At 70.1% G+C, this 24,653-nt stretch carries 21 protein-coding genes and 6 pseudogenes; 19 read left to right on the forward strand and 8 right to left on the reverse strand.

Translation table 11 applies throughout. The features are described 5' to 3' along the window. Window positions 1-260 precede the first annotated feature (260 nt). Complete coding sequence (locus ACWD6R_RS30240) at window positions 261-854, forward strand: recombinase family protein (protein WP_451821604.1); 594 nt, start codon at window positions 261-263, stop codon at window positions 852-854. A gap of 112 nt (window positions 855-966) precedes the next feature. Beyond that, window positions 967-1,779 carry a MerR family transcriptional regulator gene (locus tag ACWD6R_RS30245; protein ID WP_451821605.1) on the forward strand — a complete coding sequence of 271 codons (813 nt, stop codon included), beginning with the start codon at window positions 967-969 and terminating at the stop codon, window positions 1,777-1,779. Between the two features lie 367 nt (window positions 1,780-2,146). Here ACWD6R_RS30245 and ACWD6R_RS30250 read toward each other — a convergent pair whose 3' ends face one another. After that, on the reverse strand, window positions 2,147-2,884 hold the full coding sequence (locus ACWD6R_RS30250) for a dienelactone hydrolase family protein (protein ID WP_451821606.1): 738 nt from the start codon (window positions 2,882-2,884) through the stop codon (window positions 2,147-2,149). 193 nt (window positions 2,885-3,077) lie between these two features. Here ACWD6R_RS30250 and ACWD6R_RS30255 point away from each other — a divergent pair, with 193 nt between their 5' ends. From ACWD6R_RS30255 to ACWD6R_RS30275, 5 genes and pseudogenes are all read left to right on the forward strand, one after another. After that, window positions 3,078-4,064, forward strand: a complete 987-nt coding sequence (locus tag ACWD6R_RS30255; RefSeq protein ID WP_451821607.1) for an FAD binding domain-containing protein — start codon at window positions 3,078-3,080, stop codon at window positions 4,062-4,064. A gap of 18 nt (window positions 4,065-4,082) precedes the next feature. Then, complete coding sequence (locus tag ACWD6R_RS30260; protein ID WP_451821608.1) at window positions 4,083-6,182, forward strand: xanthine dehydrogenase family protein molybdopterin-binding subunit; 2,100 nt, start codon at window positions 4,083-4,085, stop codon at window positions 6,180-6,182. A 274-nt stretch (window positions 6,183-6,456) separates the two neighbouring features. Then, window positions 6,457-6,924 carry an ATP-binding protein gene (locus ACWD6R_RS30265; RefSeq protein WP_451821609.1) on the forward strand — a complete coding sequence of 156 codons (468 nt, stop codon included), beginning with the start codon at window positions 6,457-6,459 and terminating at the stop codon, window positions 6,922-6,924. Window positions 6,925-7,145: 221 nt separating this feature from the next. Next, window positions 7,146-8,573 carry an NADP-dependent succinic semialdehyde dehydrogenase gene (locus ACWD6R_RS30270; protein WP_451821610.1) on the forward strand — a complete coding sequence of 476 codons (1,428 nt, stop codon included), beginning with the start codon at window positions 7,146-7,148 and terminating at the stop codon, window positions 8,571-8,573. Between the two features lie 52 nt (window positions 8,574-8,625). After that, window positions 8,626-8,814, forward strand: a pseudogene (locus ACWD6R_RS30275) (phosphoketolase family protein); the annotation flags it as partial. Window positions 8,815-8,869: 55 nt separating this feature from the next. On the opposite strand, the gene ACWD6R_RS30280 reads toward ACWD6R_RS30275, so the two are convergent. Both ACWD6R_RS30280 and ACWD6R_RS30285 read right to left on the reverse strand, forming a co-directional pair. Continuing rightward, window positions 8,870-9,193 (reverse strand): plasmid stabilization protein, encoded by a 324-nt coding sequence (locus ACWD6R_RS30280; protein ID WP_451821611.1) that lies wholly within the window; start codon window positions 9,191-9,193, stop codon window positions 8,870-8,872. 406 nt (window positions 9,194-9,599) lie between these two features. Beyond that, window positions 9,600-10,715, reverse strand: coding sequence for a baeRF3 domain-containing protein (locus tag ACWD6R_RS30285; RefSeq protein ID WP_451821612.1), 1,116 nt, complete (start codon window positions 10,713-10,715; stop codon window positions 9,600-9,602). 120 nt (window positions 10,716-10,835) lie between these two features. On the opposite strand from ACWD6R_RS30285, the gene ACWD6R_RS30290 reads away from it, so the two are divergent. From ACWD6R_RS30290 to ACWD6R_RS30305, 4 genes and pseudogenes are all read left to right on the forward strand, one after another. Continuing rightward, window positions 10,836-11,330: a DUF1269 domain-containing protein gene (locus ACWD6R_RS30290; protein WP_451821613.1), complete on the forward strand. Its 495-nt coding sequence runs from the start codon at window positions 10,836-10,838 to the stop codon at window positions 11,328-11,330. Window positions 11,331-11,427: 97 nt separating this feature from the next. Beyond that, window positions 11,428-11,994, forward strand: a complete 567-nt coding sequence (locus tag ACWD6R_RS30295; protein WP_451821614.1) for a hypothetical protein — start codon at window positions 11,428-11,430, stop codon at window positions 11,992-11,994. 14 nt (window positions 11,995-12,008) lie between these two features. Beyond that, window positions 12,009-13,355, forward strand: coding sequence for a glutaminase A (gene glsA, locus ACWD6R_RS30300; protein WP_451821615.1), 1,347 nt, complete (start codon window positions 12,009-12,011; stop codon window positions 13,353-13,355). Between the two features lie 49 nt (window positions 13,356-13,404). Further along, window positions 13,405-13,732 (forward strand): annotated as a pseudogene (locus ACWD6R_RS30305) (transposase); the annotation flags it as partial. A 92-nt stretch (window positions 13,733-13,824) separates the two neighbouring features. On the opposite strand, the gene ACWD6R_RS30310 reads toward ACWD6R_RS30305, so the two are convergent. Continuing rightward, entirely contained in the window at window positions 13,825-13,983 is a 159-nt protein-coding gene (locus tag ACWD6R_RS30310) for a hypothetical protein (protein WP_451821639.1), read from the reverse strand. Between the two features lie 12 nt (window positions 13,984-13,995). After that, window positions 13,996-14,775, reverse strand: a complete 780-nt coding sequence (locus tag ACWD6R_RS30315) for an SDR family NAD(P)-dependent oxidoreductase (protein WP_451821616.1) — start codon at window positions 14,773-14,775, stop codon at window positions 13,996-13,998. A 120-nt stretch (window positions 14,776-14,895) separates the two neighbouring features. Here ACWD6R_RS30315 and ACWD6R_RS30320 point away from each other — a divergent pair. Further along, a pseudogene (locus ACWD6R_RS30320) lies at window positions 14,896-15,527 on the forward strand (transposase); the annotation flags it as partial. 191 nt (window positions 15,528-15,718) lie between these two features. Here the strand turns inward: ACWD6R_RS30320 and ACWD6R_RS30325 are convergent. The 3 genes and pseudogenes from ACWD6R_RS30325 to ACWD6R_RS30335 all read right to left on the reverse strand — a co-directional run. Continuing rightward, window positions 15,719-15,910 (reverse strand): annotated as a pseudogene (locus ACWD6R_RS30325) (IS5/IS1182 family transposase); the annotation flags it as partial. 210 nt (window positions 15,911-16,120) lie between these two features. Continuing rightward, complete coding sequence (locus tag ACWD6R_RS30330) at window positions 16,121-16,741, reverse strand: helix-turn-helix domain-containing protein (RefSeq protein ID WP_451821617.1); 621 nt, start codon at window positions 16,739-16,741, stop codon at window positions 16,121-16,123. Continuing rightward, complete coding sequence (locus ACWD6R_RS30335; protein ID WP_451821618.1) at window positions 16,738-18,240, reverse strand: MFS transporter; 1,503 nt, start codon at window positions 18,238-18,240, stop codon at window positions 16,738-16,740. Before ACWD6R_RS30335 ends, ACWD6R_RS30330 begins: the two co-directional genes overlap by 4 nt. Before the next feature lie 296 nt (window positions 18,241-18,536). Between ACWD6R_RS30335 and ACWD6R_RS30340 the strand changes: the two are divergent. The 7 genes and pseudogenes from ACWD6R_RS30340 to ACWD6R_RS30370 form a co-directional block, all read left to right on the forward strand. Then, window positions 18,537-18,966: pseudogene (locus ACWD6R_RS30340) on the forward strand (transposase); the annotation flags it as partial. Between the two features lie 59 nt (window positions 18,967-19,025). After that, window positions 19,026-19,232: a hypothetical protein gene (locus ACWD6R_RS30345; RefSeq protein WP_451821619.1), complete on the forward strand. Its 207-nt coding sequence runs from the start codon at window positions 19,026-19,028 to the stop codon at window positions 19,230-19,232. 64 nt (window positions 19,233-19,296) lie between these two features. Further along, window positions 19,297-20,454: a methyltransferase gene (locus ACWD6R_RS30350; RefSeq protein WP_451821620.1), complete on the forward strand. Its 1,158-nt coding sequence runs from the start codon at window positions 19,297-19,299 to the stop codon at window positions 20,452-20,454. A 103-nt stretch (window positions 20,455-20,557) separates the two neighbouring features. After that, window positions 20,558-21,772 (forward strand): acyl-CoA dehydrogenase family protein, encoded by a 1,215-nt coding sequence (locus ACWD6R_RS30355; protein WP_451821621.1) that lies wholly within the window; start codon window positions 20,558-20,560, stop codon window positions 21,770-21,772. 47 nt (window positions 21,773-21,819) lie between these two features. Beyond that, window positions 21,820-22,026, forward strand: a pseudogene (locus ACWD6R_RS30360) (iron chelate uptake ABC transporter family permease subunit); the annotation flags it as partial. Window positions 22,027-22,051: 25 nt separating this feature from the next. Continuing rightward, complete coding sequence (locus ACWD6R_RS30365) at window positions 22,052-22,321, forward strand: hypothetical protein (RefSeq protein WP_451821640.1); 270 nt, start codon at window positions 22,052-22,054, stop codon at window positions 22,319-22,321. 368 nt (window positions 22,322-22,689) lie between these two features. Then, entirely contained in the window at window positions 22,690-24,609 is a 1,920-nt protein-coding gene (locus ACWD6R_RS30370; protein WP_451821622.1) for a multicopper oxidase family protein, read from the forward strand. The last annotated feature ends 44 nt before the right edge of the window (window positions 24,610-24,653 follow it).

Genomic DNA, 24,653 nt, shown 5'->3' on the forward strand with positions numbered 1-24,653 from the left:
TACTCCTTGGGCACCGACAGCGGCAGCCGGTTCGGCGGATACTTCGGCATCGGACGGACTCCTTCCAGGAGTCGCAACCACCGATGGAAACCGCCTTGCCTGATGCATGTTCCACATCCATGGAAGTGGAACACGGCACCCGACGCTCCGTCAGGAAATTTGCGTCCTGGGCAGATTGCCCTCCCGGCCGTTCCGGAAGTCGTTCCACAAAATGCGTTCCGAAACTCTCGTACGGAACAGACTTCCGGTACGGTCCGGTCATGGGAACCGACAAGCGCCACCCCGCAGGCGGGCTTGAACTCGCGTACGCGCGGGTCTCCACCACCAAACAGAGCCTGGAACGCCAACTCGACGCGTTGAACGCGGCGGGCATCCCCGACGACCGGACCTACGTCGACAAGAAGAGCGGCGCCAGCGTCGACCGCCCCGGCCTGGCCAGCCTGCTCGCCTACGCCCGCCCCGGCGATGTGATCGTGGTCTACACTCTCGACCGGCTCGGCCGGAACCTGCGCGAAGTCCTCAACCTCGTCCACGACCTGAGCGAGAAGAACATCGGCGTGCGCTCCCTCGCCGACCCGCTGCCGATCAACACCGCCGACGAAGGCATGGGCCGCATCGCCTTCCTGCTGCTGGCCCTCTTCGCCGAAATGGAACGCACCTTCACCGCCGAACGCGCCGCCCACGCCCGCGCCGTCGCCGAAGCCGCCGGCCGCCACATCGGCCGCCCCGTCGCCCACCCCGCCGACAAGATCGAATACGCACGCCTGCTGAAGGGCCAGGGCGCCAGCTACGGGGAGATCAGCACGAAGACCGGCATCCCGAAGACCTCCCTGCACCGCTACCTGCAGGGATAGCCGTGCGGGGAGGCGAAGAGACGCCCGCAGCGGCCACGGCCACACTGTGCCCGGCAGCGAAGTAGGGGTTCTTGACCCTCACACTGTGTCAGGCGCTGAACTCGGAGACATCATGTTCACCATCGGAGACTTCGCCCGGCACGGCCGCGTCTCGGTCCGGATGCTGCGTCACTACGACGCGACTGGACTACTGCGCCCGGCCCATGTCGACCCCGCCACCGGCTACCGCCACTACACCGCCGCCCAGCTGGCCCGCCTCAACCGGGTCATCGCACTCAAGGACCTCGGCTTCACCCTCCAACAGGTCGGGGAGATTTTGGACGAGAAAGTCAGCACCGAGGAACTGCGCGGCATGCTGCGGCTGCGACGGGCAGAACTGGCGGAGACAGTGGCGGCCGCGGCGGCCCGGCTGCTCCAGGTCGAGGCGAGGCTCCGGTCGATCGAGAGCGAGGGGCACATGCCCAGCAACGACGTCGTAGTCAAGCGCCTGCCGTCCGTGCGGGTAGCCGAGGTGACCGGTGTGGCACCGGACTTTGACACCATCGGCCCGGTCATCCAGCCGCTGTACGAGGACCTGATGAGGCGCCTACAGGTGGCCGGTATCGCCCTGACCGGACCTGGGGTCGCGTACTACGAGGACGGCCCGGACGGCGGGGTCCTCATCCATGCGGGCGTCGAGGTCTCCGCGCCACTTGGGGAGGACGAAGGGCTGCGGATCGTCGATCTGCCGCCGGTCGAGCAGGCGGCGGCCATCGTGCACCGCGGCTCGATGGAGACCGTCCTGCCCACCATCCAGACCCTGGGCCGCTGGATCGACGCCAACGGCTACCGCTCGACCGGCTACCCGCGGGAGATCAACCTAGAGTGCCCCGACAACCGGGATGAGTGGGTGACCGAGCTCCAGGAACCGGTGACCAAGGCCTGACAAGAGAGCCGGGGGCAGCCGACATCCTGGCTGCCCCCATGGCGATCCACCGTCAGCGAGTGCAGTCGACTTCAGGCATCAGCGCAGCCGACTTCGGAAGCTGACAACTGACACGCCCGCCCCGCCCTTCCGGCACTGCCGCAGTAAATGCGTACACCTCACCCCGGCGGCCGGAACACACCGCCGCCGGTCGCAATGATCACGGTAGAGGCCCTGCCGCAGTAAATCCGGTATTTACTGCGGTAGTTGGGAATACGTCTCCGCGACCGCACAACTGTCCGAATGCGGGTCTGCTGTGAGGGCTTGAGGGGAGGAGACTGTCAGTGCGCGACGCCGACCAGGCCTGGCACCAGCATGTTTGCCTGGGTCATGCCCCCAGGTCCTCCGTCACGGGCAGGCACTCGGCGAGCAGGTCGACGACGTCGCGCCAGGCTCGCTGCGCGTGCTGTCGGTGGTAGCCGACGCCGGGGACCACGGGGTGGTCGACCGGCGGGTGGTGGAAGGCGTGCAAGGCTCCGCCGTAGACCGCGAGGCGCCAGTCGACGCCCGCGGCCTGCATCTCAGCGGTAAACGCGTTCCGTTGCGCGGGCGGCATGATCGGGTCTTCCGACCCGACCCCGGCCCACACCGGGCAGCGAATGCGCGCCGCCTCGCCCGGTCGGCCCGTGGTCAGTGCGTTGACTGTCCCGATCGCGCGCAGGTTGACGCCGCCGCGCCCGAGTTCCAGCCCGACGGCGCCCCCGGTTCCGTAGCCGACGGTGGCGATCCGGTCGGGGTCGGTCCGGGGCTCGGTGCGCAACACGTCGAGCGCCGCATGGCCGATCCCCCGCATCCGGTCGGGATCAGCGAGCAGTGGCATGCAACGGGCCAGCATCTCCTCGGGGTCACCCAAATAGCGCCCGCCATGAAGGTCGAAGGCCAGCGCTACATATCCCAGCTCGGCGAGAGCATCGGCCCGGCGGCGCTCGACGTCGCTGAGCCCCATGCCCTCTGGTCCGAGCAGCACCGCGGGCCGGCGGTCGACACCGGCCGGGAGCGCGAGGTGCCCGATCATCGTCAAACCGTCGGCCGGGTACTCGACCGTACGCGTCGTAATCTTCGTCATGAGACTGGACTGTAGTGATCGTCGAGCCCGGTCCGGCCGGTGTTCTGCCGCTGGCAGAACAGCACGGGTGTCCCTCTGAAATACGGGACGGGCCCGGCGCTCAGGGCTTCAAGATCATCCCGTTGCCCCTTTGGCGCGTATCTCGGTCACACCCCTACCCGCGCATCGTCGAAGCGATCGAGGACGTGGCGCCGTGAAACCGTTCGAATATCTGCGCGCCCGCACCACTGACGAGGCGGTGAGCGCGATGACCCGCCACCCGGGGGCCGTCTTCCTCGGCGGGGGCACCAATCTGATCGATCTGATGAAGCTCGGTGTGGCGACCCCGGATCTCCTCGTCGACGTCAGCGGCCTGCCCCTGAACCAGGTGGCGGACACTCCCGACGGAGGTCTGCGCATCGGTGCGACCGTACGCAACAGTGACCTCGCCGCCCACCACGCCGTGCGCACCCGCTACCCCGCCCTGTCGCAGGCACTGCTCTCCGGAGCCTCCGGGCAGCTCCGCAATACCGTCACGACCGGCGGCAACCTGTTGCAGCGCACCCGATGCCCGTACTTCCAGGACACCTCGAAGCCGTGCAACAAACGGGCACCGGGCACCGGCTGCCCCGCCCGCGAAGGCGCCCACCGCGACCTGGCGGTCATCGGTCACTCCGAGGCATGTGTCGCCACCCACCCGTCGGACATGGCCGTCGCCCTGGCAGCCCTCGACGCCACGGTCCAGCTGTACGGGCCGGACGGCGAGCGGAGCGTTCCCGTCACCGACTTCCACCGGCTGCCGGGAGACGCTCCCGACCGCGACACCGTGATCCGGCCGGGCGAGCTGATCACCGAGGTGCTGCTGCCGCCGCGTCCCGACGGCGCCGTCTCCGTCTACAGCAAGGCCCGCGACCGTGCCTCGTACGCCTTCGCGCTCGCCTCCGTCGCCGCGGTCGTCACCGTCCGCGACCGCCGCATCGAGCACGCAGCACTGGCCTTCGGCGGGCTCGCCCACCGCCCCTGGCGCGCCCGCGCCGCGGAAGAGATCCTGCGGGGCGCCGCCACCACCGACGACACCTTCACCCGGGCCGTGGACGCCGAACTCGCGACCGCCCGGCCGCTGCGCGACAACGCATTCAAGGTGGAGCTCGCCCGCAGCCTGGCCGTCGACGCACTGGCCGCACTCACCGCCCGCATCTGAAGAAGGGGACTTCCCACCATGAGCGACGCCCCCCAGCCGCTGGGCAGCCCCGTGCTCCGCCTCGAGGGCCGGGGCAAGGTCACCGGCGCCGCCCGCTACGCCGCCGAGCACACTCCGCCGGGCTGTCTGTACGCCTGGCCCGTACCGGCCACCGTCGTACGCGGCCGGATCACGGCGATCCACACCGACGAGGCACTCGCCCTGCCCGGCGTGCACACCGTCCTCACCCATGAAAACGCCCCGAAGCTGAAGCAGTCCGACGACCCGGTCCTCGCCGTCCTCCAGGACGCCCGGGTGCCGCACCGGGGCTGGCATGTTGCGCTCGTGGTGGCCGACACCCTCGAATCGGCCCGCGCCGGAGCCGAGGCCGTCCGGATCGAGTACGAGAGTGCCGGGCACGATGTCCTGCTCGACGAGGACCACCCGGGTCTGTACACACCGCAGACGGTGAACGGTGGATACCCCGCCGTTCGCGAACGGGGCGACGTCGACCGCGCCTTCGCCGTGTCCCCCGTACAGATCGATGCCACGTACACGCTCGGGCCCCTGCACAACCACCCCATGGAACCGCATGCCTCCACCGCCCATTGGACGGACGACGGGCAGCTGACCGTGTACGACTCCAGCCAGGGCACCGGAACGGTCCGCGACTCCCTGGCCACCGTGTTCGGGCTCCGACCCGAACGGGTCACGGTCGTCTCCGAACACGTCGGCGGCGGCTTCGGCTCCAAGGGCACCGCGCGCCCGCAGGCGGTGCTGGCCGCCATGGCCGCGCGCTACACCGGACACCCCGTCAAGCTCGCTCTGCCGCGGCGCGAACTGCCCGCCGTCGTGGGCCACCGCGCCCCCACCGTGCAACGTGTCAGACTTGGCGCGGAACTCGACGGCACCCTTACCTCGCTCGCCCACGAGATCATCACCCACACCTCCACGGTCAAGGAGTTCGTGGAACAGGCGGCCGTGCCGGCTCGCACGATGTACTCGTCAGGGCACAGCCGTACCGTCCACCGGGTGACCGCCCTGGACGTGCCCAGCCCCTCGTGGATGCGCGCACCCGGCGAGGCCCCCGGCATGTACGCGCTGGAGTCGGCCATGGACGAGCTGGCCGTGGCCCTCGGTATCGACCCCGTCGAACTGCGCCTGCGCAACGACCCCGCGTACGAACCCGACACCGGCCGCCCCTTCAGCAGCCGCGGCCTCGCCGCCTGCCTGGAGGAGGGCGCCGCACGGTTCGGCTGGTACGACCGCGATCCGAGCCCCGCGGTCCGAAAGGAAGGCCCCCTGCTGCTCGGTACGGGCGTCGCCTCCGCCACGTACCCCGTATACATCGCCGGCTCCAGTGCCTCGGCGCACGCCGCTGCCGACGGCACCTACCGCATCAGGATCAATGCCACCGACATCGGCACCGGCGCCCGCACCGTCCTCGCGCAGATCGCCGCGTCCGTGCTGGACACCCCCGTGGCCGACGTCCGGATCGACATCGGCAGCAGCGCGCTGCCCGAAGCGCCCCTGGCCGGCGGTTCCGCGGGTACGGCGTCCTGGGGCTGGTCCGTGCACAAGGCGTCCACCGCCCTGGTGCGACACCTGCGCGAGCGCACCGGACCCCTGCCCGACGAGGGCCTCACGGTCACCGCCGACACCGCGGAGGAGGCGGCTGTGCAATCCCCTTACGCACGGCATGCGTTCGGCGCGCACTTTGCCGAAGTCGCCGTCGACAGCCGCACCGGTGAGGTCCGGGTGCGCCGCATGCTCGGCGTCTTCGCCGCCGGACGCGTCCTCAACTCCCGTACCGCACGATCCCAGTTCATCGGCGGCATGATCATGGGGCTTGGCATGGCGCTGACCGAGTGCAGCACGATCGACCCCGTCTTCGGCGACTTCACGCAGAACGATCTCGCCTCTTACCATGTGCCGGTCTGCGCCGACGTCCCGGAGATCGAGGCGCACTGGATCGACGAGGACGACCCGCATCTCAACCCGATGGGCAGCAAGGGCATCGGCGAGATCGGCATCGTCGGGGCCGCGGCCGCCATCGGCAACGCGGTGCGGCACGCCACCGGAGCCCGGCTGCGCAATCTCCCGCTCACTCCGGACAAGCTGCTGCCGTATCTGCCCTGACGCCCGGTGAAGCGTGGCACATCGGCGGTGAGCTCATGGGCATGACACTGCTCGGCGCGCCGGCCCTGCTCAGCCCTCTTCCGGGCTGAGCAGGGCTTTCGGGACGGCCTCCCCGCCCCGTAGCCGCGGCCTGTCGGCCGACGTGTTGCGCAACCGGTCCTACCGGGTCACCCTAAGGAGTGACCTAACAGTGACATCTGCTCACTCTTCGTGTTCGGGGGGTCGTTGGTTCAGCGGGCGAAGCAGGTGGGCCTCGATGTGAGGAGCCTCGACGATGACCGTTCCACTCGACCGGCACTATCTGGTCGAACTCCAGGTATCGGCAGAGCGCGTTACCCAGGTGCGACGGATCGTCGCCGCGCATCTGCGCCACTGGAGCCTCGAACTCCACGTCCGGCCGGTGTGCCGGGGCGTGGAGGAGCTGCTGACCAACGTCCACCGGCACGTCGGTGACGACAACCATTGCGCCGTCGAACTCCGCTGGTCCGGACGGCACCTCACGGTCTCCGTCGCAGACAACAGCTCGGAGATGCCGCGGCTGCTCAGCACCGGCGGCGGTGGTCTCAGCCGTGTGATGGCCCTGAGCCACAGCTGGGGCACCTGCCGGACTCTCGACGGCAAGGTCGTCTGGTTCACCCGCTACGCCGAGGCGCCGCGCAGTACCGATCTGGTGCCGCGCACGCCGCTGCCCGGGGTGGGCGAGTTCCTGCTGCCGCCCGTCTCCGAGCCCGCCCTCGTCTGACGCGGCCGCTGCTGCCGGCCCCACGAAACGGGCAGCGCGCATCCCCACCCGGACCGGTACGCGGGTCCGTACGCGAAGAAGTCTGCCCTGCTCACCGGCGCGGATGACGTGCTCACAGCACGCATAGTCCGCGCCGGTCGGGTTACCCGCACCAGGGCCCGCGTTGCGCGACGGGGCGTGGCGCGGCACGGTCGAAGAACCGAGGCAAGGAGGCCACAGTCATGCCCATCGCGACGGTCAACCCCGCGAACGGCGAGACCCTCAAGACGTTCGACGCACTGGGAGCCGCGGAGATCGAACGCAGGCTCGCGACCGCGGACACCACGTTCCGGGAGTACCGCACGACCGGGTTCGGCGAACGGGCCCGCCTGCTGAACCGGGCCGCCGACCTCCTCGACGAGGACCAGCAGGACATCGCCCGCACCATGACCACCGAAATGGGCAAGCCCGTCAAGGCGGCCCGTGCGGAGGCCGCGAAATGTGCCAAGGCCATGCGCTGGTATGCGGCCAACGCAGAGGGACTTCTCGCGGACGAGCACCCGTCGGCCGGCGATGTGGGCGACGCCGGAGCCTCCCGGGCCTATGTCCACTACCGTCCGCTGGGCCCCGTCCTCGCCGTGATGCCGTGGAACTTCCCGCTCTGGCAGGTCGTACGGTTCGCGGCCCCCGCGCTCATGGCGGGCAACGTCGGCCTGCTCAAGCACGCGTCGAACGTCCCGCAGACCGCGCTGTACCTGGAGGACCTGTTCCGCCGGGCGGGTTTCCCGGCAGGCTGCTTCCAGACGCTGCTGGTCGCGTCCGGGGCGGTCGAGTCCATCCTGCGTGACCCCCGGGTCGTCGCCGCCACCCTCACCGGGAGCGAGCCGGCCGGCCGCGCGGTCGCGGCGATCGCGGGCGACGAGGTGAAGCACACCGTGCTGGAACTGGGCGGCAGCGACCCGTTTCTCGTCCTTCCCTCGGCCGACGTGCGGCAGGCCGCCCGTACAGCGGTGACCGCCCGCGTGCAGAACAACGGCCAGTCCTGCATCGCCGCCAAACGGTTCATCGTGCACACCGATGTGTACGACGAGTTCGCCGAGGAGTTCACCGCGGGAATGCGCGCTCTGAAGGTCGGCGACCCGCAGCAGGAGTCCACCGACATCGGCCCCCTCGCCAGCGAACAGGGCCGCACCGACATCGAGGAGCTGGTGGACGACGCCGTACGGCAGGGCGCGATTGTGCTCTGCGGTGGCAGCCGGCCCACCGGCCTGGGCGCGAGGCTGGACCGCGGCTGGTTCTATGCCCCCACCGTCCTCACCGCGATCACCCCGGCCATGCGGATTCACCGCGAGGAGACCTTCGGCCCCGTCGCCACGCTGTACCGGGCCGCCGACCTGGACGAAGCCGTGGCCCTGGCCAACGACACCCCCTTCGGCCTCAGCTCCAACGTATGGACACGTGACGCCGACGACAGCCGTCAGTGCGTGCGTGATCTGCAGGCGGGCGGTGTCTTCTTCAATGGCATGACGGCCTCCCACCCCGCACTGCCCTTCGGCGGAGTGAAGCGCTCCGGCTACGGGCGGGAGCTCTCCGGGCACGGGATTCGCGAGTTCTGCAATGCCACGACGGTCTGGTACGGCCCCGAGGCGGACGGAAGCCGGTCCGCATAGCTGCCCCGTGACGCCGGCCCGAACCGCCTGCGACCCTGTCGAGGAGACGCGCATGAGCGTCCGCAACGACCTCGACCGCTACCGGCCGGCCATGGACGTCATCGACCGGGTGCCCGGACTCGGTGTCCGCGCCGTGGCCGTGCGCCAGGCGATGGCGGATGTCTGCACCCGCCACCACGCGTGGATCCGTGAACACGGCACAGACCTGCCCGAGGTGGCCGACTGGACCTGGGACGGCTGACAACGCCCTGTCCGGACGGACCCCGAAGTGGATGCCGACCGACCGGGCCGAGCGCTCAGCGGCCGACAGCCCTGGCCAGTTGGGACTTCGTCATGTTCGAGCGTCCCTTGACGTTCTTCTTCCTGGCCTCTTCGTAGAGCTGGTCGCGGGTGGGGCCTTCGGCTCCGCCGGGGGAGCCCGGACCGCCGCGCCGCGCGGACGAGAGGTCATGGACGAACAGATCGCTCGCGGTCCTCGACTCGCCGGAGCGGGCACGCTCCTTGTGCACCGTGCGCGCCGCGATCTCCTCGGCCCGCTCCTCACTCACTCCGCGCTCCTGTGCACTCTCCTTGATGTGTTCGTACTGCCGCACACGTTTGGCACTGGATCCGGGTGGCATGGTGCGGTCACTTCCTCTCCCGGCGGCTGTGTCTTCTGCGGGACGGGGGTCCGGGGCGCCCTCTCCAGTGTCCCAGCGGCTCCCGGGGCACGCATCGGATCACCCCGGTACGGGGGGCCTAGCGGCCGCCCGGGCAGCCGCGCAGCCGCGCGTGTCCTCGTCCGCCCAGCCGTGCGGGGCGGACGATCGCATCCCCAGCTGCCCACCGGGGCCTGGTCTCCACCGTCGGGGGGCCGACGGGGCGCCGTCGCTGGGCGCGCCGCGGGTGGCCCCCCGGCCTTCTCCGCCCTCGAAGCGGCGAGGGCGCTGCGGCCGGCCGACCGGAGGCCGTCCGCCGTCCCGCGTACCGCCGCGCCCGCACCGGCCTTGTTCACATGTGGTGCTCTCCCTGCTCAGCGACTCCTGCTCAGTAACGCAGAGCTGCCGCGATCCGCCCGTGCTCCGCCAGCGAGTCGTCGGCGAGGAACACCACATCGGCCCCGCTGTTCAGTGCCGCCTCGACGAGTTCGTCGACGATGTCCTCGCGGATCGTCCCGTCGGCTGTGCCCACGGCGTCCGCGGGCACCGGCTCCAGGTGCTCGTCCGTGACCCGTACGGTCTGCTGGAACTGCTCCTCCACCGCGACGAGAGCGGCCCGCCCCTCCCGCACCGCTGCCCACACCTCGTCGAGACCACCTGCGTAGGCACGGCGGCCGCGGGCGTCGTCGAGCCTGGCCGCGACCTCCGCGGCGACCTCCGCCCGGCGTTTGTCGAGAGCGGGTGCGAGCTCCTTGAGGAAGTCGCTCGGCGACACATCGGCCGGCACCCCCTTCGTGACCCGGCCGACCGCCGGCTTGGTGGTCCCGCCGACCCCGTTCAGCAGGGCGAGGGCCGGGGCGAGGCCGACCAGGTACATCGGTCGCGGATCGGCGGCGAGGACGGCACGCAGCTTCTCGTCGACGGAGCGCAGGAAGATGCGTGTCTCCTCGTCGGAGAACGTGCTCGGCGTGTCCCCGATCTGCTCCTCGCGCTGCGGGTTCGGCTTCTCCTGCGGAATCGTCAGCGGGAACCCGCCGGTCTGCTCCTGGTGCACGGAGTCGGCCGTTCCGCTCCACAGTGTCGCGTGGTCGGCTGCGACGGTCAGTGCCCAGTACGGTTCGGCCAGGGCCTTCGCGGCCACCAGGTTCCGGGTCAGATAGGTGTCGCTCAGAACCACCCGTTCGGGCGCCGTACGGGGGAGCAGCCAGATCTGATGCTCGTCCGCCGTGGCCAGGACGAGCAGACCGTCGAGCCTGCGGCGCGAATCCACCTCGTCGACCGCGCGGGAGAGCTGCGTCTTGATGGCCGCCCTGGCCTCCCGGGACACCGCGGGATCGGCGTCGAGTCGCCGTTCGGCTTCGGAGAGCAGGTTGCGCAGCCGTACGGCGTCCTGGGCGTTGTCCGGAGCCCGTCGGTGCGTCGGCATGGTCAGGGACACCGCCGGATAGGGCTTGGGCGCTCGTAGCTCCTGCAGCAGGCCGGCGGTCAGGGCGTCCGTATCCATAGTTCCCTCCGGGGGATTGCGCCCACTCCCGTTTAGAGCGGGCGATTTCGACGAGTCAATTCATACCTTTTGATCCTAATATGAGCGAATTGCTTGACCTTGCCTCAGGAGGGATGTGCGATGTCCACGCTCACCGTGTGGAAGTTCCAGTCGGCCGAGGGGGCGGAGGACGTGGAGACCACGCTCAAGTCCCTGCAGAAGGAGGGGCTGATCAAGATCCTGGACGCCGCGGTGGTCAGCTGGCCGGCCGACAAGGCCAAGCCGAAGACCAAGCAGCTGCTCAACCTGGTCGGCGCGGGCGCCCTGAGCGGCACGTTCTGGGGGATGCTCTTCGGGCTGATCTTCCTGATGCCGCTGCTGGGTGCGGCCATCGGCGCGGCGGCCGGGGCGCTGGGTGGCAAGCTGGCCGACGTCGGCATCGACGACGACTTCATCGCCGAGGTCAAGAAGCAGGTGACGCCCGGCACTTCGGCGCTGTTCCTGCTGACCACGGACGAGGTTCCGGACCGGATCGGCGACGCGCTCCCCGGTGGCGGCGCCGAGCTCCTCCACAGCAACCTGGACACCCTCAGCGAGGCGCGGCTCCGCGAGGTCTTCGGCGACGACGCCGAGTGACCCGAGTGGAGGAGCCCGGTGGATCCGGGTTCGTCCAGTGCGCCCCCGTCCTGCCGTTTGCCGTCGACCCACTTTCCCGAGCAGACCCGGAGTGTCCGTGAACCAGTCCCGCCCCCTGCGGCGCACCCTCGGCGGCCGCACCGCCCGCCGCCTGACCCCCGCCCTGCTGGCCGCGCTGATCGTCGCCGGCACCGCTGCCTGCGGCGGCTCCGGCACCACCGCGCCGGGCACGGCCAGGAGCACCCGTACGGTGTCCCCGGGCCCGGCCGAGTCGCCGTCCACGAGCGCCTCGCCGCGCACCCAGGAGTCATTCGCGGCCTCGGTCTCCGCCGAGGTCGAACGCAACAGGCAGCGGGCGGCCAAGCAGCTCGCAGGGGTTCAGGGGCAGGGGAACGCCGTGAAGGACGTCTCGGTGACCGGGCTGCCGGTCGCGAAGTCCGAGCAGTTCCGAAGCGCCCTGGTCCGCGTCACCAACCCCACCGACAAGCCGGCGTTCTACGCGGTCCGGGTGGAGTTCGTCGATGCGTCGGGCAAGGTCCTCGACTCCGTGGTGCTCGGCTTCGCGGAGGCCCCGCCCGGCAGGACGGTCAGCGAGCACGCGAACAGCCGTAAGGCAGCGGGCGTCAAGTCGTTCCCCCGGATCGCCCAGGCCGAGCGCAGCTGACGACGGGGGGCGAGGTGAGCGCCGCCGCCGATGCAGTGACGGACGTCCTGCGGGAACTGCGCAGCCGCTTCGCGGGGGAGCGGGTCGGGGAACTCGTCGACTACATCCCCCAGTTGGCGCTGGCCGACCCGGACTCGTTCGGGCTGGCGCTGATCAGCATGGACGGCCACCGCTACAGCACCGGTGAGGCCGACGTCCCGTTCACCATGCAATCCGTTTCGAAGCCATTCGTCTATGCTCTCGCGCTGTCCGTCCTCGGACTCGACGAGGTGTGCCGCTGGGTGAACGCCGAGCCCAGCGGCGAGGCGTTCAACGCCATCAGTCTGGAACGGGCGACCGGACGGCCGGCCAACGCCATGGTCAACGCCGGTGCGATCGTCACCACCGCGCTGATCCCGGACACCGCCGACGCCCCGAGGTTCGACCGCATCCTGGACTGCCTGAGCCGGTTCGCCGGACGGCAGCTGGACGTCGACGAGGCGGTGTACGCCTCCGAGGTCGCCACCGGCGACCGCAACCGCGCCCTCGCCTATCTGATCCGCAGCACCGGTCTGCTGCCCGTCGACCCGGTGACGTCGGTGGAGACCTACTTCCGGCAGTGCGCGGTGCGGGTCACGGCCCTGGACCTCGCCGCTATGGCCGCGACGCTCGCGCACGGCGGGGTGAACCCGCTCACCGGTCAGGCGGTCGTCGAGGAAACGGTCGCCGCGCAGGTGCTCGCCGTGATGGCGACGTGCGGCATGTACGACGCCTCGGGCGACTGGCTGCTGCGGGTGGGGCTGCCCGCCAAGAGTGGGGTGTCGGGTGGTCTGATCGCCGCGGGACCGGCCCGGTTCGGCCTGGCGACGTACAGTCCGCCCCTCGATCCGACCGGCACTTCGGTGCGCGGGCGCCGAGCACTCGGGGCGCTCTCGGAGCGACTCGGTCTGCATCTGATGCACAACCCGGCACTCGCCGGTTCAACCGTCACCCTGGCCACCACCGCCGACGATCTGCCGTCCGCCCCGACGGGGGAGCAGGAGCGTGCTCTGCGGGAGCAGGTGGCCGTCGTCGCCGCGCAGGGTGCGCTCGACTTCACCGCGGCGGAACGGGTGCTGCACGCGCTCGACGAGTCGCGGACGGAGGAGACCGCGTCCGTGGTGCTGGATCTGCGACAGGTGACAGGGGTCGACACCGTGGCCCTGGCGATGCTGCGGTCCGGACTGGAGCGGCTCGCGGAGGGCGGCCGGCGGACGGCGGTGGTCGACCCGGCGGGCTACTTGGCAGCAGTGTCCGCCGGCGAAGACCTGACGGCTCCCCAGCGGTTCACCTCACGCGACGAGGCCGTCGAACGCGTTGCTCATGACCTGGACACGCCCTAAGAACTCCTAATGAAATGATCTTCGAGGTGGTTGGATCACTCCGGGACTGATGATCCGGGGGTGTGGGGTGGCTCGGCCGAGGCCGAGGGAAGTTGATGACGATCCGTGGGCGGTGGTCGAGCCGCTGCTGCCCGAGGTGGAGCGGCGGACCCGGCATCCCGGGGCGCAAGCAGGATCCGGACCGGCTGGTCTTCCAGGGCATTCTGTTCGTGCTGCACACCGGGATCTCCTGGAAACATCTGCCGCAGGAACTCGGCTTCGGCTCGGGCATGACGTGCTGGCACCGTCTGGCTGAGTGGACCGAGGCCGGAGTGTGGCCGCGGCTGCACGAAGTTCTCCTCGCCAAGCTCCGCAACGCAAACGCCCTGGACTTCTCCCCGCATGAGCGGCGGGGGACTGCACCCGGACACCTACGTCCGGGCAGAGCTGCCCCTGCCCGGGGAAGTGCTCCGGGGACAGAAAAAAATGCTCACGCTCGCTGGTCGAAGCAGCCTGCGCCCGGCATCGGGTGGACCTCAGCTTCCCCGGCCTCGGCGTTCAGCTCGGCGCCCGGGTGCTCGCCGAAATCGGGGACGACCGCGCAAAATCCCCGGCTCTGCTCGTGGTCCCCAGTTCGTCCGGTTTTCATGCGGTGTTGAGCTCAGTGAACGGAGAACCCGCCGTCGACGAAGATCGCCTGCCCGGTGACGTAGCCGGATGCGCGGCTGGCCAGGAACACCGCCGCTCCGGCGAAGTCCTCGGCCAGGCCGTTGCGCCCGACCATCGTGCGCGCGGCCAGCGCCGCCACCTTCTCCGGGTCGGACGACAACCGCGCATTGAGCGGGGTCATGACGAAGCCGGGCACCAGCGTGTTGCAGGTGACGCCGTGTGGCGACCACGCCTCCGCCTGAGAGCGGGCCAGCGACTCCAGCGCCCCTTTGGAAACCCCGTAGACGCCGCTCTGGACGAACGCCCGATGCGCCTGCTGGGAGGTGATGTGGATGATCCGCCCGAAGCCCCGCTCGGCCATGCCGGGCCCGAACCGCTGGCCCAACAAGTAGGGCGCCTCCAGGTTCACCGCCATCGTGGCGTCCCACACATCCTTGCCCAGCTCGCCCAGCGGCGGCCGCAGGTTGATCCCGGCGCTGTTGACGAGAATGTCGGGCTCACCGAACACCTCGGCTGCCTGCTCCGCCGCCGCGCGCACCCCGTCGCGGGTGCTCAGGTCGGCGCTCACCCAGGCCGCCCGGCAGCCCTCCGCCGCCAGGTCGTCGACCGTGGCGGCCAGTTCCGACTCCTTGCGCGCCACGATCACCACGCTCGCCCCCGCTCTCGCGAGAGCCCCGGCGATGGCTCGGCCAATGCCGGAACTGCCGCCCGTCACCACGGCGACCCGGCCGTCCAGCGAGAAGAGTTCGGAGAGGTAGCTATGCGAGATCATGCCCGCACCCTAGACGGCGCGTCCACGGCGAAAGTGCCCGGGGCGGAACGCATTGGGTGGGGAGATCAACTGAGCAGGTTTGCCCTGGGCGTCCCAGTTGTCGACGTCTCCGAAGTGGGGGAAGACGGGGATTTCAGTCAGATCAGCGGGCTGCTGCGGAGCCGGCTGCGTGAACACGAAGGCCGCAACGCACAGCCGTCCGCGTGCGTGATCGACGCGCAGAGCATGAAGACTTCCACCAGCGTTCCCGTCACGAGCCAGGGCACGGACGCTGGCAAGAAGATCGTCGGCAGGAAGAGAAGCATCGTGACGGACACACTCGGGCTGCTTTTGGCGGTCCTGCTCACGGTCGCGAGCGTCCAGGACTCCGTCGCCGGCACCCGCCTGATCGACATGGTGGCTGCCGAGCACCCCACGATCCAAAAGGTCTGGGTCGACAGCGGCTACCGCCGGCACCTCGTCGAACACGCCGCCCGCCTCGGAATCGACATGAAAACCACCCAACGCAAGCCCGGGAACAGGGGCTTTACCCCGATACCGAAGCGATGGGCCGTCGAGCGAACCTACGGATGGCTGATGCTCCACCGCCGCCTCGCCCGCGACTACGAAACCCTGCCCACCCGCTCCGAAGCCATGATCCACCTCGCCATGACCGACCTCATGACCCGCCGCCTCACTGAGGTTCCCCCGGCGTGACCACCGTGTCCTGGCGCGACCCGACACCACAGGACGAAACGCAATCAACGGGATGAAACACCGGGAGAAAACGACCCCTTAGACGCCTGAGGGATCAGCGGGGTCGGGGCTTCGGCGGGGCGACAGCAGCTGGCTGGTGGCAATGAGGAGGCGACCACTGAACAGGAGGGCGTTTCCGCCGAAGAAGCGGACCTCCCAGGAGGCGCTCGGCAGGATCCGGAAGTAGAAGAGGCCCTGCATGAGTGGGGAGCCGCGGGTCGTACGGCGGGTAGCCGCGCTTCTCGGTGCAGTCGGCCAGGACCGGCCCTAGGTCCAGCACATCATCGACCAGGTCGGCGACGAACCGGGCCAGGTGGTCCTCGGGCAGCCAGTCATCCAGCGACGGCGGCGGCAGCAGCAGGACCTGGTGCGGGTCGAACGCCCGGAACCGCTTGTCCACCGCCACACGAGCCTGCGGCCGCTTCTTCCCGACCGACTCGACCTCGAACAGCCCATCGCCACCATGCATACCGGGATCATCCGGCACGAATGATCACCAGCCGAAGGCGGGTTGTCGATTGCTGCCCCACACTCCTAGCCTGTCGGCTGCCGGAACCAGGCGCGGTGGCGGTGGACCCGGTAATCGACCGGGCCGCACCGGCCCGTCGGCTCACCGCGCCGGGAGGCTCGCGGTCAACAGGTCGCGCAGCAGCGGCAGCAACTCCTCGACCTCCACGTCGGAGAGCTCGCTGAACGCCCCGCTGGAGCGGGCCAGGAGCACTCCGACGAAGGCCGCCGCCGCGAGCTCGGCACGCAGCTGCGGCCGGTCCACCTGTTCGGCGGCGAACCGGTCGCGCAGAGGGTGCACCAGCCGTTCGTAGAGATAGGTGCGGGCGGCCCGCTGCACCTCGGTGTTGTCGCCGGGCAGCACCGCGGCGTGGAAGGACGGTCCGGGACCGCGCCGGGCGAACCGCTCCAGCATGCTGCGCAGCCGCTCCTCGTCCAGCAGGTCGGCCGGCGCCGCGTCACCCTGCTCGACCCGCAAAGCGGCCAGGTAGAGCTGCGTCTTGCCGCCGAAGTACCGGGCGATCAACGCAGGGTCCACGCCCGCGCGCTCGCCGATCTCCCGGGTGGTGGTGCGCTCGAAGCCCCGGTCGGCGAAGAGTTCCATCGCCGCCTGGATGAGCAGTTCCCGGCTGCGGGCGGCGTCGCGCCGCCGGGGCGGGACGGGCTCCGGCGCGCCGTCCGCGGCAGCGGCGGACCCGTCGGCCCCGAAGAACGCCCCGCTCACCGCTCGGCCCCGGTCCGCTGGAGGGGCACCTCGTCCTCGCCGGGCGCGATATCCGCGATGCTCTCGTCCACCATCAGCTCCTCGTCCGCGCTGGCCCGGTCGGCCGCCGGGGCGCTGCGCCGCGGCAGGACGATCGTAACCAGCCCGATCAACACCCATACCGCGCAGCCGATCAGCGCGGCGTCCCGGTAGCCGCTGCCGGCGGGCAGCAGCTGCCCGCGCCCGGTGTGCGCCTGGAGCACGGCGCCGCACAGCGCGCTGCCGGTGGAGAAGCCCACGTAGCGCAGCACCTGGTTGAAGCTGACCGCACTGCCGACCTCGCCGGCGGGCACCGCGCCGAGAATCAGTCCCGGCATCACGGCGAAGATGCAGCCGATGCCGAGTCCGGCGATCGCCATCACCACCAGCAGTTCCCACAGGCGGTCGCGGGCGAAGAGGAAGAGCAGCAGCGAGACCAGCGAGACCGCGCAGGCCAGCGGCAGCACCAGAGCCGTGGAGGTGCGCCGGACGAGCACCGGGACCACCTTGCTGGACAGCACGGTGAGCACCGAGAACGGCAGCAGCACGAGACCCGCGACCACCACCGAGGCGCCCAGGCCGTAGCCGGTGTCGGCGGGGGTCTGCACGTAACGGATCACCAGCGACATCAGCAGGTACATCCCGACGCCCGCGACCAGGCCGGCCACGTCGGCGGTGAGCACCGACCGGTTGGTCAGCGTGCGCAGCTCTACGAGCGGATGCCTGGTGCGCAGCTCATGCCGGATCCAGCCGGCGAGCAGCAGCACCGTTGCGGCCGCCACCGCCCACAGGCGGGTGCTGGCCCAGCCCCAGGTCTCCCCTTCGCTGAGTACCAGCAGCAGCCCGACGAGCAGCAGGCCGAGCAGCACCGCACCCGGTATGTCCAGCGGCCGCCGCTCGCGGTGCGTGGTTGCGGGCAGTACCAGGGCGGCCAGCACCAGGGCCAGGGCGCTGATCACGGCGCCGAACCAGAAGCCGGCGTGGATGCCGAAGGATTCGGCGATCAGGCCGGTGATCGGGTAGCCGAGGCCGACTCCGGCGACGGTGGTGATCGAGAGCAGCGCGACCGCCGAGCGGGAGGCCGCGGCGGGCAGAGCGTCCCGGGCGGTGGCGATGGCCAGTGGGGTCAGCCCCAGCCCGACGCCCTGCAGCCCGCGCCCCACCACCAGCCACCCGAAGCCGAGCGGCAGCGCGGCCAGCACACTGCCGAGGACCACCACGGCGGCGGCGCCGAGCGTCACCGTCCGGCGGCCCGGCCCGTCACCCAGCCGGCCCATCACCGGGGTGGCGACAGCGCCGACCAGCATGGTGATGGTCAGCGACCACTGGGCCTCGGCGAGTGGGACATGGTCGACGGTGGCGATGGTCGGGATCAGCGGGGCGCCGAGGCTGCTGATCACGGCCACCACGGCGCCGAGGAACACCAGGACGGGCACCAGGGCCCTCTGGCGCAGTGCCGGCCGGCCCGTCGGGGTCTGCATGGACGCGCCCTCTCTTGTCGAAGGTCGAGTGTCGGAGTCGGCGTCGGAGCGGGGAGAACAGAAAGCGCCACGAACCGATGTCATCAGGTGATGTCTTCAGATGATGACATGCTCTCGTTGTGTGGCAGAAGCCCCCCTCGGACGACCGCGCTCCCGAGCTCCGCGCCCGGACATCGACGCCGGATGGCGTACGGGAGGGCGCCGAGGAGCGGACAACGGGCGCGCTGACCTCGCCGCTCCAGGCCGTGGCGTTCCAGGCCGTGCCGACCGGTGGCTGCCGCCGCGAGCGTGGCGCCCCGCGGCTGATGGTGCGCCTGCTGATCTACGGCTGCACGACCGGTGTCCGCCCCTCCCGGGCGATCGAGCGCAAGTGCGTCGACGACGTCGCGTTCCGGTTCCTGGCCGCCGACCAGGAACCGGACTTCCGCTCGCGATCGCCCGGTTCCGCCGCCGCCACCTCGATGCGCTCGCCGGCCTGTTCCTCCAGTCCCTGCACCTCGCGCAGAAGCTGGGCCTGGTGAAAATGGGCCGCGTCGCCCTGGACGTCACGAAGCTGGAAGCGAACGCGTCCAAGCACAAGGCCATGAGCTACGGGCGACTGGTCGACAAGGAAGAGCGGATCGAGGCCGAATCGCCCACCTGAAGGCCAGGGCTGCCGCCCTGTCGGCCGACGCCGAGGCCACCGACACCGCCGAGGACGAGCAGTTCGGTGTCGATGGCAAGGACGCTTCGGATGCGCTCCTGGAGCCGCAGGGCGAGAATTGCCGCAAGGACGAGGAGGCGGCATGAGCGAAGACCCCGAATCCGTATCCGCATCCCTGGCCCGGGGGGTGACCCCGGACAGCCTCTTGCACACCGGCGGGAGCGACAATGCGTCGGCAGAGGACTTGGTGCTCGTCTCCGGGCGGGACCTGACTCCGCAGAATCTGGAGTGGGCACAGCGCCGACTGGCGCGAGAGGGTCGGGCGGCAATCGAAAAGCAGTTGCCTTAGTGGGCGGCCGGTGCGGCGGGGAGTGTGTGGGCGCTCCCCGCCGCTCGGCTAGCCTGAAGGCACAATGAACCGTTTGACGACGTCAAAGGGCGAGTACGAGCTCGCCCGCTACCCCGAGCACCCGCGCGACCCGTTCCGCGCCTGGGACGCTGCCGACGAATATCTGCTCCGGCAGCTGGAGGGGACCGACGGTGCGACCCCGGTCGGGCTGACCGGCACCGTGGTCGTGGTGGGCGACCGCTGGGGCGCCCTGAGCACGGTGCTGGCCGGGCACCGCCCCGTACAGATCACCGACTCGTACCTCGCCCAGCGTGCGACCCTGGCGAACCTCGTCCGCAACGGCCACGACGAGGGCGCCGTACGCCTCCTGTCGGCCAGGGACACCCCGCCGGACCGGATCGACGTCCTTCTCGTGCGGGTTCCCAAGAGCCTCGCGCTTCTGGAGGATCAGCTGCACCGGCTCGCGCCCGCTGTGCACGCCGGAACCGTCGTCATCGGCACCGGCATGGTGAAGGAGATCCACACCTCCACCCTCAAACTGTTCGAGCGGATCATCGGCCCCACCCGCACCTCGCTCGCGGTGAAGAAGGCTCGGCTGATCTTCTGCACCCCGGACCCGGCCCTGGCCCGCACCCCCAGCCCCTGGCCGTACCGGTACGAGCTGCCCGGCGACGTCGGCGCGGTCTCCGGCCGGACCGTGGTCAACCACGCCGGGATCTTCTGCGCCGAGCGCCTCGACATCGGCACCCGCTTCTTCCTGAACCATCTTCCCGAGCGCACCGGCCACGACCATGTCGTGGACCTGGGCTGCGGCAACGGGGTCGTCGGCACCTCCGCCGCGCTCGCCAACCCCGGAGCGGCGGTCACCTTCGTCGACGAGTCCTACCAGGCGGTCGCCTCCGCCGAGGCGACCTTCCGTGCCAATGTCGGCGCCGACGCCGAAGCCCGCTTCCTGGTCGGTGACGGGACGGCGGACCTGGCCCCGGGCAGCGTGGACCTGGTGCTCAACAACCCACCGTTCCACTCGCACCTGGCGACCACCGACGCCACCGCCCGGAACATGTTCCACGGGGCGCGGACCGTGCTGCGGCAGGGCGGCGAGTTGTGGGTCGTCGGCAACCGGCACCTCGGGTACCACACGCAGCTGCGCCGGATCTTCGGCAACTGCGCCACCGTCGCCGGCGACCCGAAGTTCGTCGTGCTGCGCGCCGTCAAGCGCTGACACCCCGGGTGCGGCTCCGCGGCCCTTCCGGATTCTTGCAACACGTTCTACTGTGTGCGCCGCCGCACACGGGCGACGCGACCGCGAGACTCCTGGAGGGGCCGTGCACCTCGAATACACGCCTGAGCAGCAGCAGTTGCGCGCCGAGCTGCGCACGTACTTCGCCGGACTCGTCCCTGACAACGCCTACGCCAGGTACGACGACCCCACCGCCCAGAAACGCTTCTACCGCGAGACGATCCGACGCCTCGGCACCGACAGCTGGCTCGGCGTCGGCTGGCCCACGGAGTACGGCGGACGCGGCCTGTCCCCGATGGAACAGTTCGTCTTCTTCGACGAGGCGGCCCAGGCGGGCGTACCGCTGCCCCTGATGGCACTCAACACCGTCGGTCCGACGATCATGCAGTTCGGCACGGACGAACAGAAGGCGTACTTCCTGCCGAAGATCCTGTCAGGCGAGATCGACTTCGCGATCGGCTACAGCGAACCCGACGCGGGAACCGATCTCGCGGCCCTCAAGACCCGCGCCGTACGCGACGAGGGGGGCACCTCCCGCTCGAGCGAAGCCGAGAGTGGGGGAACGTATGTGGTCAACGGGCAGAAGATCTGGACGACCAACGGCGACACCGCCGACTGGGTCTGGCTCGCCGTCCGCACCGATCCCGACGCCCCGCCGCACAAGGGCATCACCATGCTGCTCGTCCCCACGAGCGATCCCGGCTACTCCTGCACCCTGATCAACACCCTCGCCTCGCACGACACCACCGCCAGCTACTACGAGAACATCCGCGTCCCCGTCTCCCGCCGCGTCGGCGACGAGAACAAGGGGTGGCGGCTCATCACCAACCAGCTCAATCATGAGCGCGTCACCCTCGCCGCCCACGGCACCATGGCCATCCGCGCCCTCCACGACGTGCAGCGCTGGGCCGCCGGCACCGAGCTCGCCGACGGGCGCCGGGTCATCGACCTCGGCTGGGTCCGCGCCCTCCTCGCCCGGACCCACACCCGGCTCGACGCCATGAAGCTCCTCAACTGGCAGATGGTCTCCGCCGTCCAGCGCTCCACCCTCACTCCGCAGGACGCCTCCGCCGTCAAGGTCTACGGCTCCGAGGCGCGCCGCGACGCCTACGCCTGGCTGATGCAGATCCTCGGCTCGGTCGGACCGCTCAAGGAAGGCTCGGCGGGCGCCGTCCTGCACGGCGAACTCGAACGGGGATACCGGTCCGCCGTCATCTTCACCTTCGGCGGTGGCAACAACGAGATACAGCGGGAAATCATCTCGTGGATCGGCCTGGGGATGCCGCGCGTACGCCGCTGACCGGGTGTGACGAGGCACTTTCCGCACGGTCCCGGTCCCCGCAGTAGATGTCCGGCGCGATCGCCTTCGTCGCCCTGATGGTGCCGCACGTCTGCCGCCTGGTCGTCGGCGGCGACCACCGGCGCCTGCTGCCCCTCTCCACCCTCTTCGGAGCGCTGCTCCTGGTGGTGGTCGACATCGTCTGCCGTACGGCGATGGACACGCAGGAGCTGCCGGTCGGTGTCGTCACGTCTCTGATCGGGGCCCCGGCCCTACGGCGGCCCGACCCAGGCCCTGGTCATGGGCGCCGTAGGGCCGGACCGCACCGCGACCGTCGGCTCCGCCGTGCAGCTCGCCCGCAACCTCGGCTTCACCCTCGGCCCGGCCCTGGCCACCGCGGCCTGGGGGCTGGCCGGAGCCGACAACGGCGTACGGGCCGGACTCGCGCTCGCCGCGACGGCCGCCTGCCTCGCCGTACCCCTGCTCGCGATACCCGTCCGAAAGCCGACCCGGCAGTCCGGCAGACCACCGACTCGGCGCCCGCCGCACACCACTGACCACACCAGGTGATGTCCATGGCTTCAGGTGCCCGCTGCATGTCATGTTGCTCCAAGCCACGCCGCGCCGGCGAGGCACGGCCCGTCCCGCAGTAGGGATCGCGCCCAACCGGCCGCTGGGAGATCCGGCCATTGTCTGTCTCTGCGTGCCCAGCGCGTCCGGATCCGCCGGCGGCGACTTGGCTGCCGTCGGCGGTGGTCGGGAGATTCCTCATCCGGAGTAATCCAGCAACGCACTGATTTACCGTCTGCGGCAACCTGATGATGCCCGGTACTTGTTGACGGTCTCGGGGCACCGATGAGCAGAGCTGGAGCAGACGGCAGGGCTGGATTCAGCCCGACGAGTGCTGGAGTGCGCGGGTGGTCACGAGGCGGCGTGTAGTGCAGGCAGCGGCCGGCGGAATGCTCGCGCTCATTCCGGCCGGTTACGTGGCTCCGCGGCTCTGGGCGCCGGCCGGTGGGGGCCTTCTGGATCCGGGAAAGGTGGACAAGTACGTCACGCCGCTCGTCGTCCCGCCCGTCATGCCGCAGGCCGGGGGCGGCGCCGCTGATCGCATCGATCACTACGTGATCGGCGTGCGGCAGTTCCAGCAGCAGGTGCTGCCCTCCGGCCTGCCGGCGACGACCGTGTGGGGGTACGGCTCAACTCTGCATCCGCGCAGCTTCCACTACCCCGCGTTCACCGTCGAGGCCCGCTTCGGAACGCCTGTGCGGGTGAGGTGGAAGAACCAGCTGCGTGATCGCAAAGGCCGTTACCTGCCGCACCTGCTGCCGGTCGACCCCACACTGCACTGGGCGAACCCTCCGGGCGGAGCGTCGGCCCGGGACTCACGTCCCGGATTCCGCTCGACACCCGGACCGTACTCGGGCCCGGTGCCGATCGTGACACACCTGCATGGCGGGCGGAACTCGGAGGAGAGCGACGGCTACACCGAAGCCTGGTACCTTCCGGACGCGCTTGACCTTCCCGCGGGATACGCTGAAGTCGGCTCGTTCTACGAGGAGTTCAAGGACAAGTTCGAAGACCGGTTCGGCGACGCCTGGGGCCGGGGGGACGCCGTGTTCCAGTATGCCAATGCGGAGAGAGCCTCGGCTTTCTGGTTCCACGATCACGCACTGGGTGTCACGCGGCTGAATGTCTACGCCGGACTGGCGGGGTTCTACCTTCTGCGAGGCGGACCTGCGGACCTTCCCGATGGAGTGTTGCCCGGTCCCGCACCCCGGCCCGGTGATCCGCCCGGCCGGAAGTATTACGAGATCCCTCTCGCCATCCAGGACCGCTCGTTCCACGTCGACGGCAGCCTCTTCTACCCGGCCGGACGTGCTGCCTTCGACGGATTCAGGGGCCCCTACATCCCGGGCAGCGACATCCCTCCGATCTGGAATCCCGAGTTCTTCGGCAACACGATGGTGACCAACGGGAGAACCTGGCCGGTCCTTCAAGTCGAACCGCGTCGCTACCGGTTCCGGCTTCTGAACGGATGCAACTCGCGGTACCTGATCCTGAAGATCGTCACCCGCCCACTCGCCCACAGGCCCGCGACCCGCGCCCTCCCCTTCTGGCAGATCGGCAGCGAAGGCGGCTTCCTCCCCACGCCCGTACGGCGCGACCAGGTGCTCATCGCTCCCGCCGAGCGCGCCGACGTGATCGTCGACTTCGCGTCGCTCCCGGTCGGGACCGAGTTGTATCTCATCAACGAGGGCCCCGACAAAGCATTCCAGGGCGGGAAGGCGGGTACGGACTTCTCCCCGGCGGACCCGGCCTCCACCGGGCAGGTCATGAAGCTCGTGGTCGAAGCGCTCACCACACCGGACACGACCGTGCCACCCTCCCAGCTTTCGCTTCCGTCGTTCGAGCCATTGGGGAAGGCGAGCCGCATCCGACGGCTTTCCCTCAGTGAGCAGAACTCCGCGTCGCTGCTGCACGTCGGCCCCCGGCAAATGCTGCTCGGCACCCTGGACCAAAACGGAGCCGCTGTGCCTATGCGCTGGGACGACCCCGTCACGGAGAACCCGGCCCTGGGGGCGACCGAGATCTGGGAGATTCACAATCTCACGAAGGATGCCCACCCGATCCATATCCACGAGGTCCAGTTCCAGGTCCTCAACCGGCAACAGGCCGGCCGTGCCACCCGGCCTGCCGAGCCGTGGGAGAGCGGGTTCAAGGACACAGCAGTCGCCTACCCGGGTGCCGTGACGAGGCTGAAGGCGAAATTCGACCGGGCGGGCCGGTACGTCTGGCACTGTCACATGCTCGAACACGAAGACAACGAAATGATGCGGCCCTACACCGTCGGATGAAGGCGCAACCTTTGCCGCCAGGCAGGCCGAGTCACCGCGCTGTC

It is taken from the genome of Streptomyces sp. NPDC005151 (assembly GCF_053599875.1).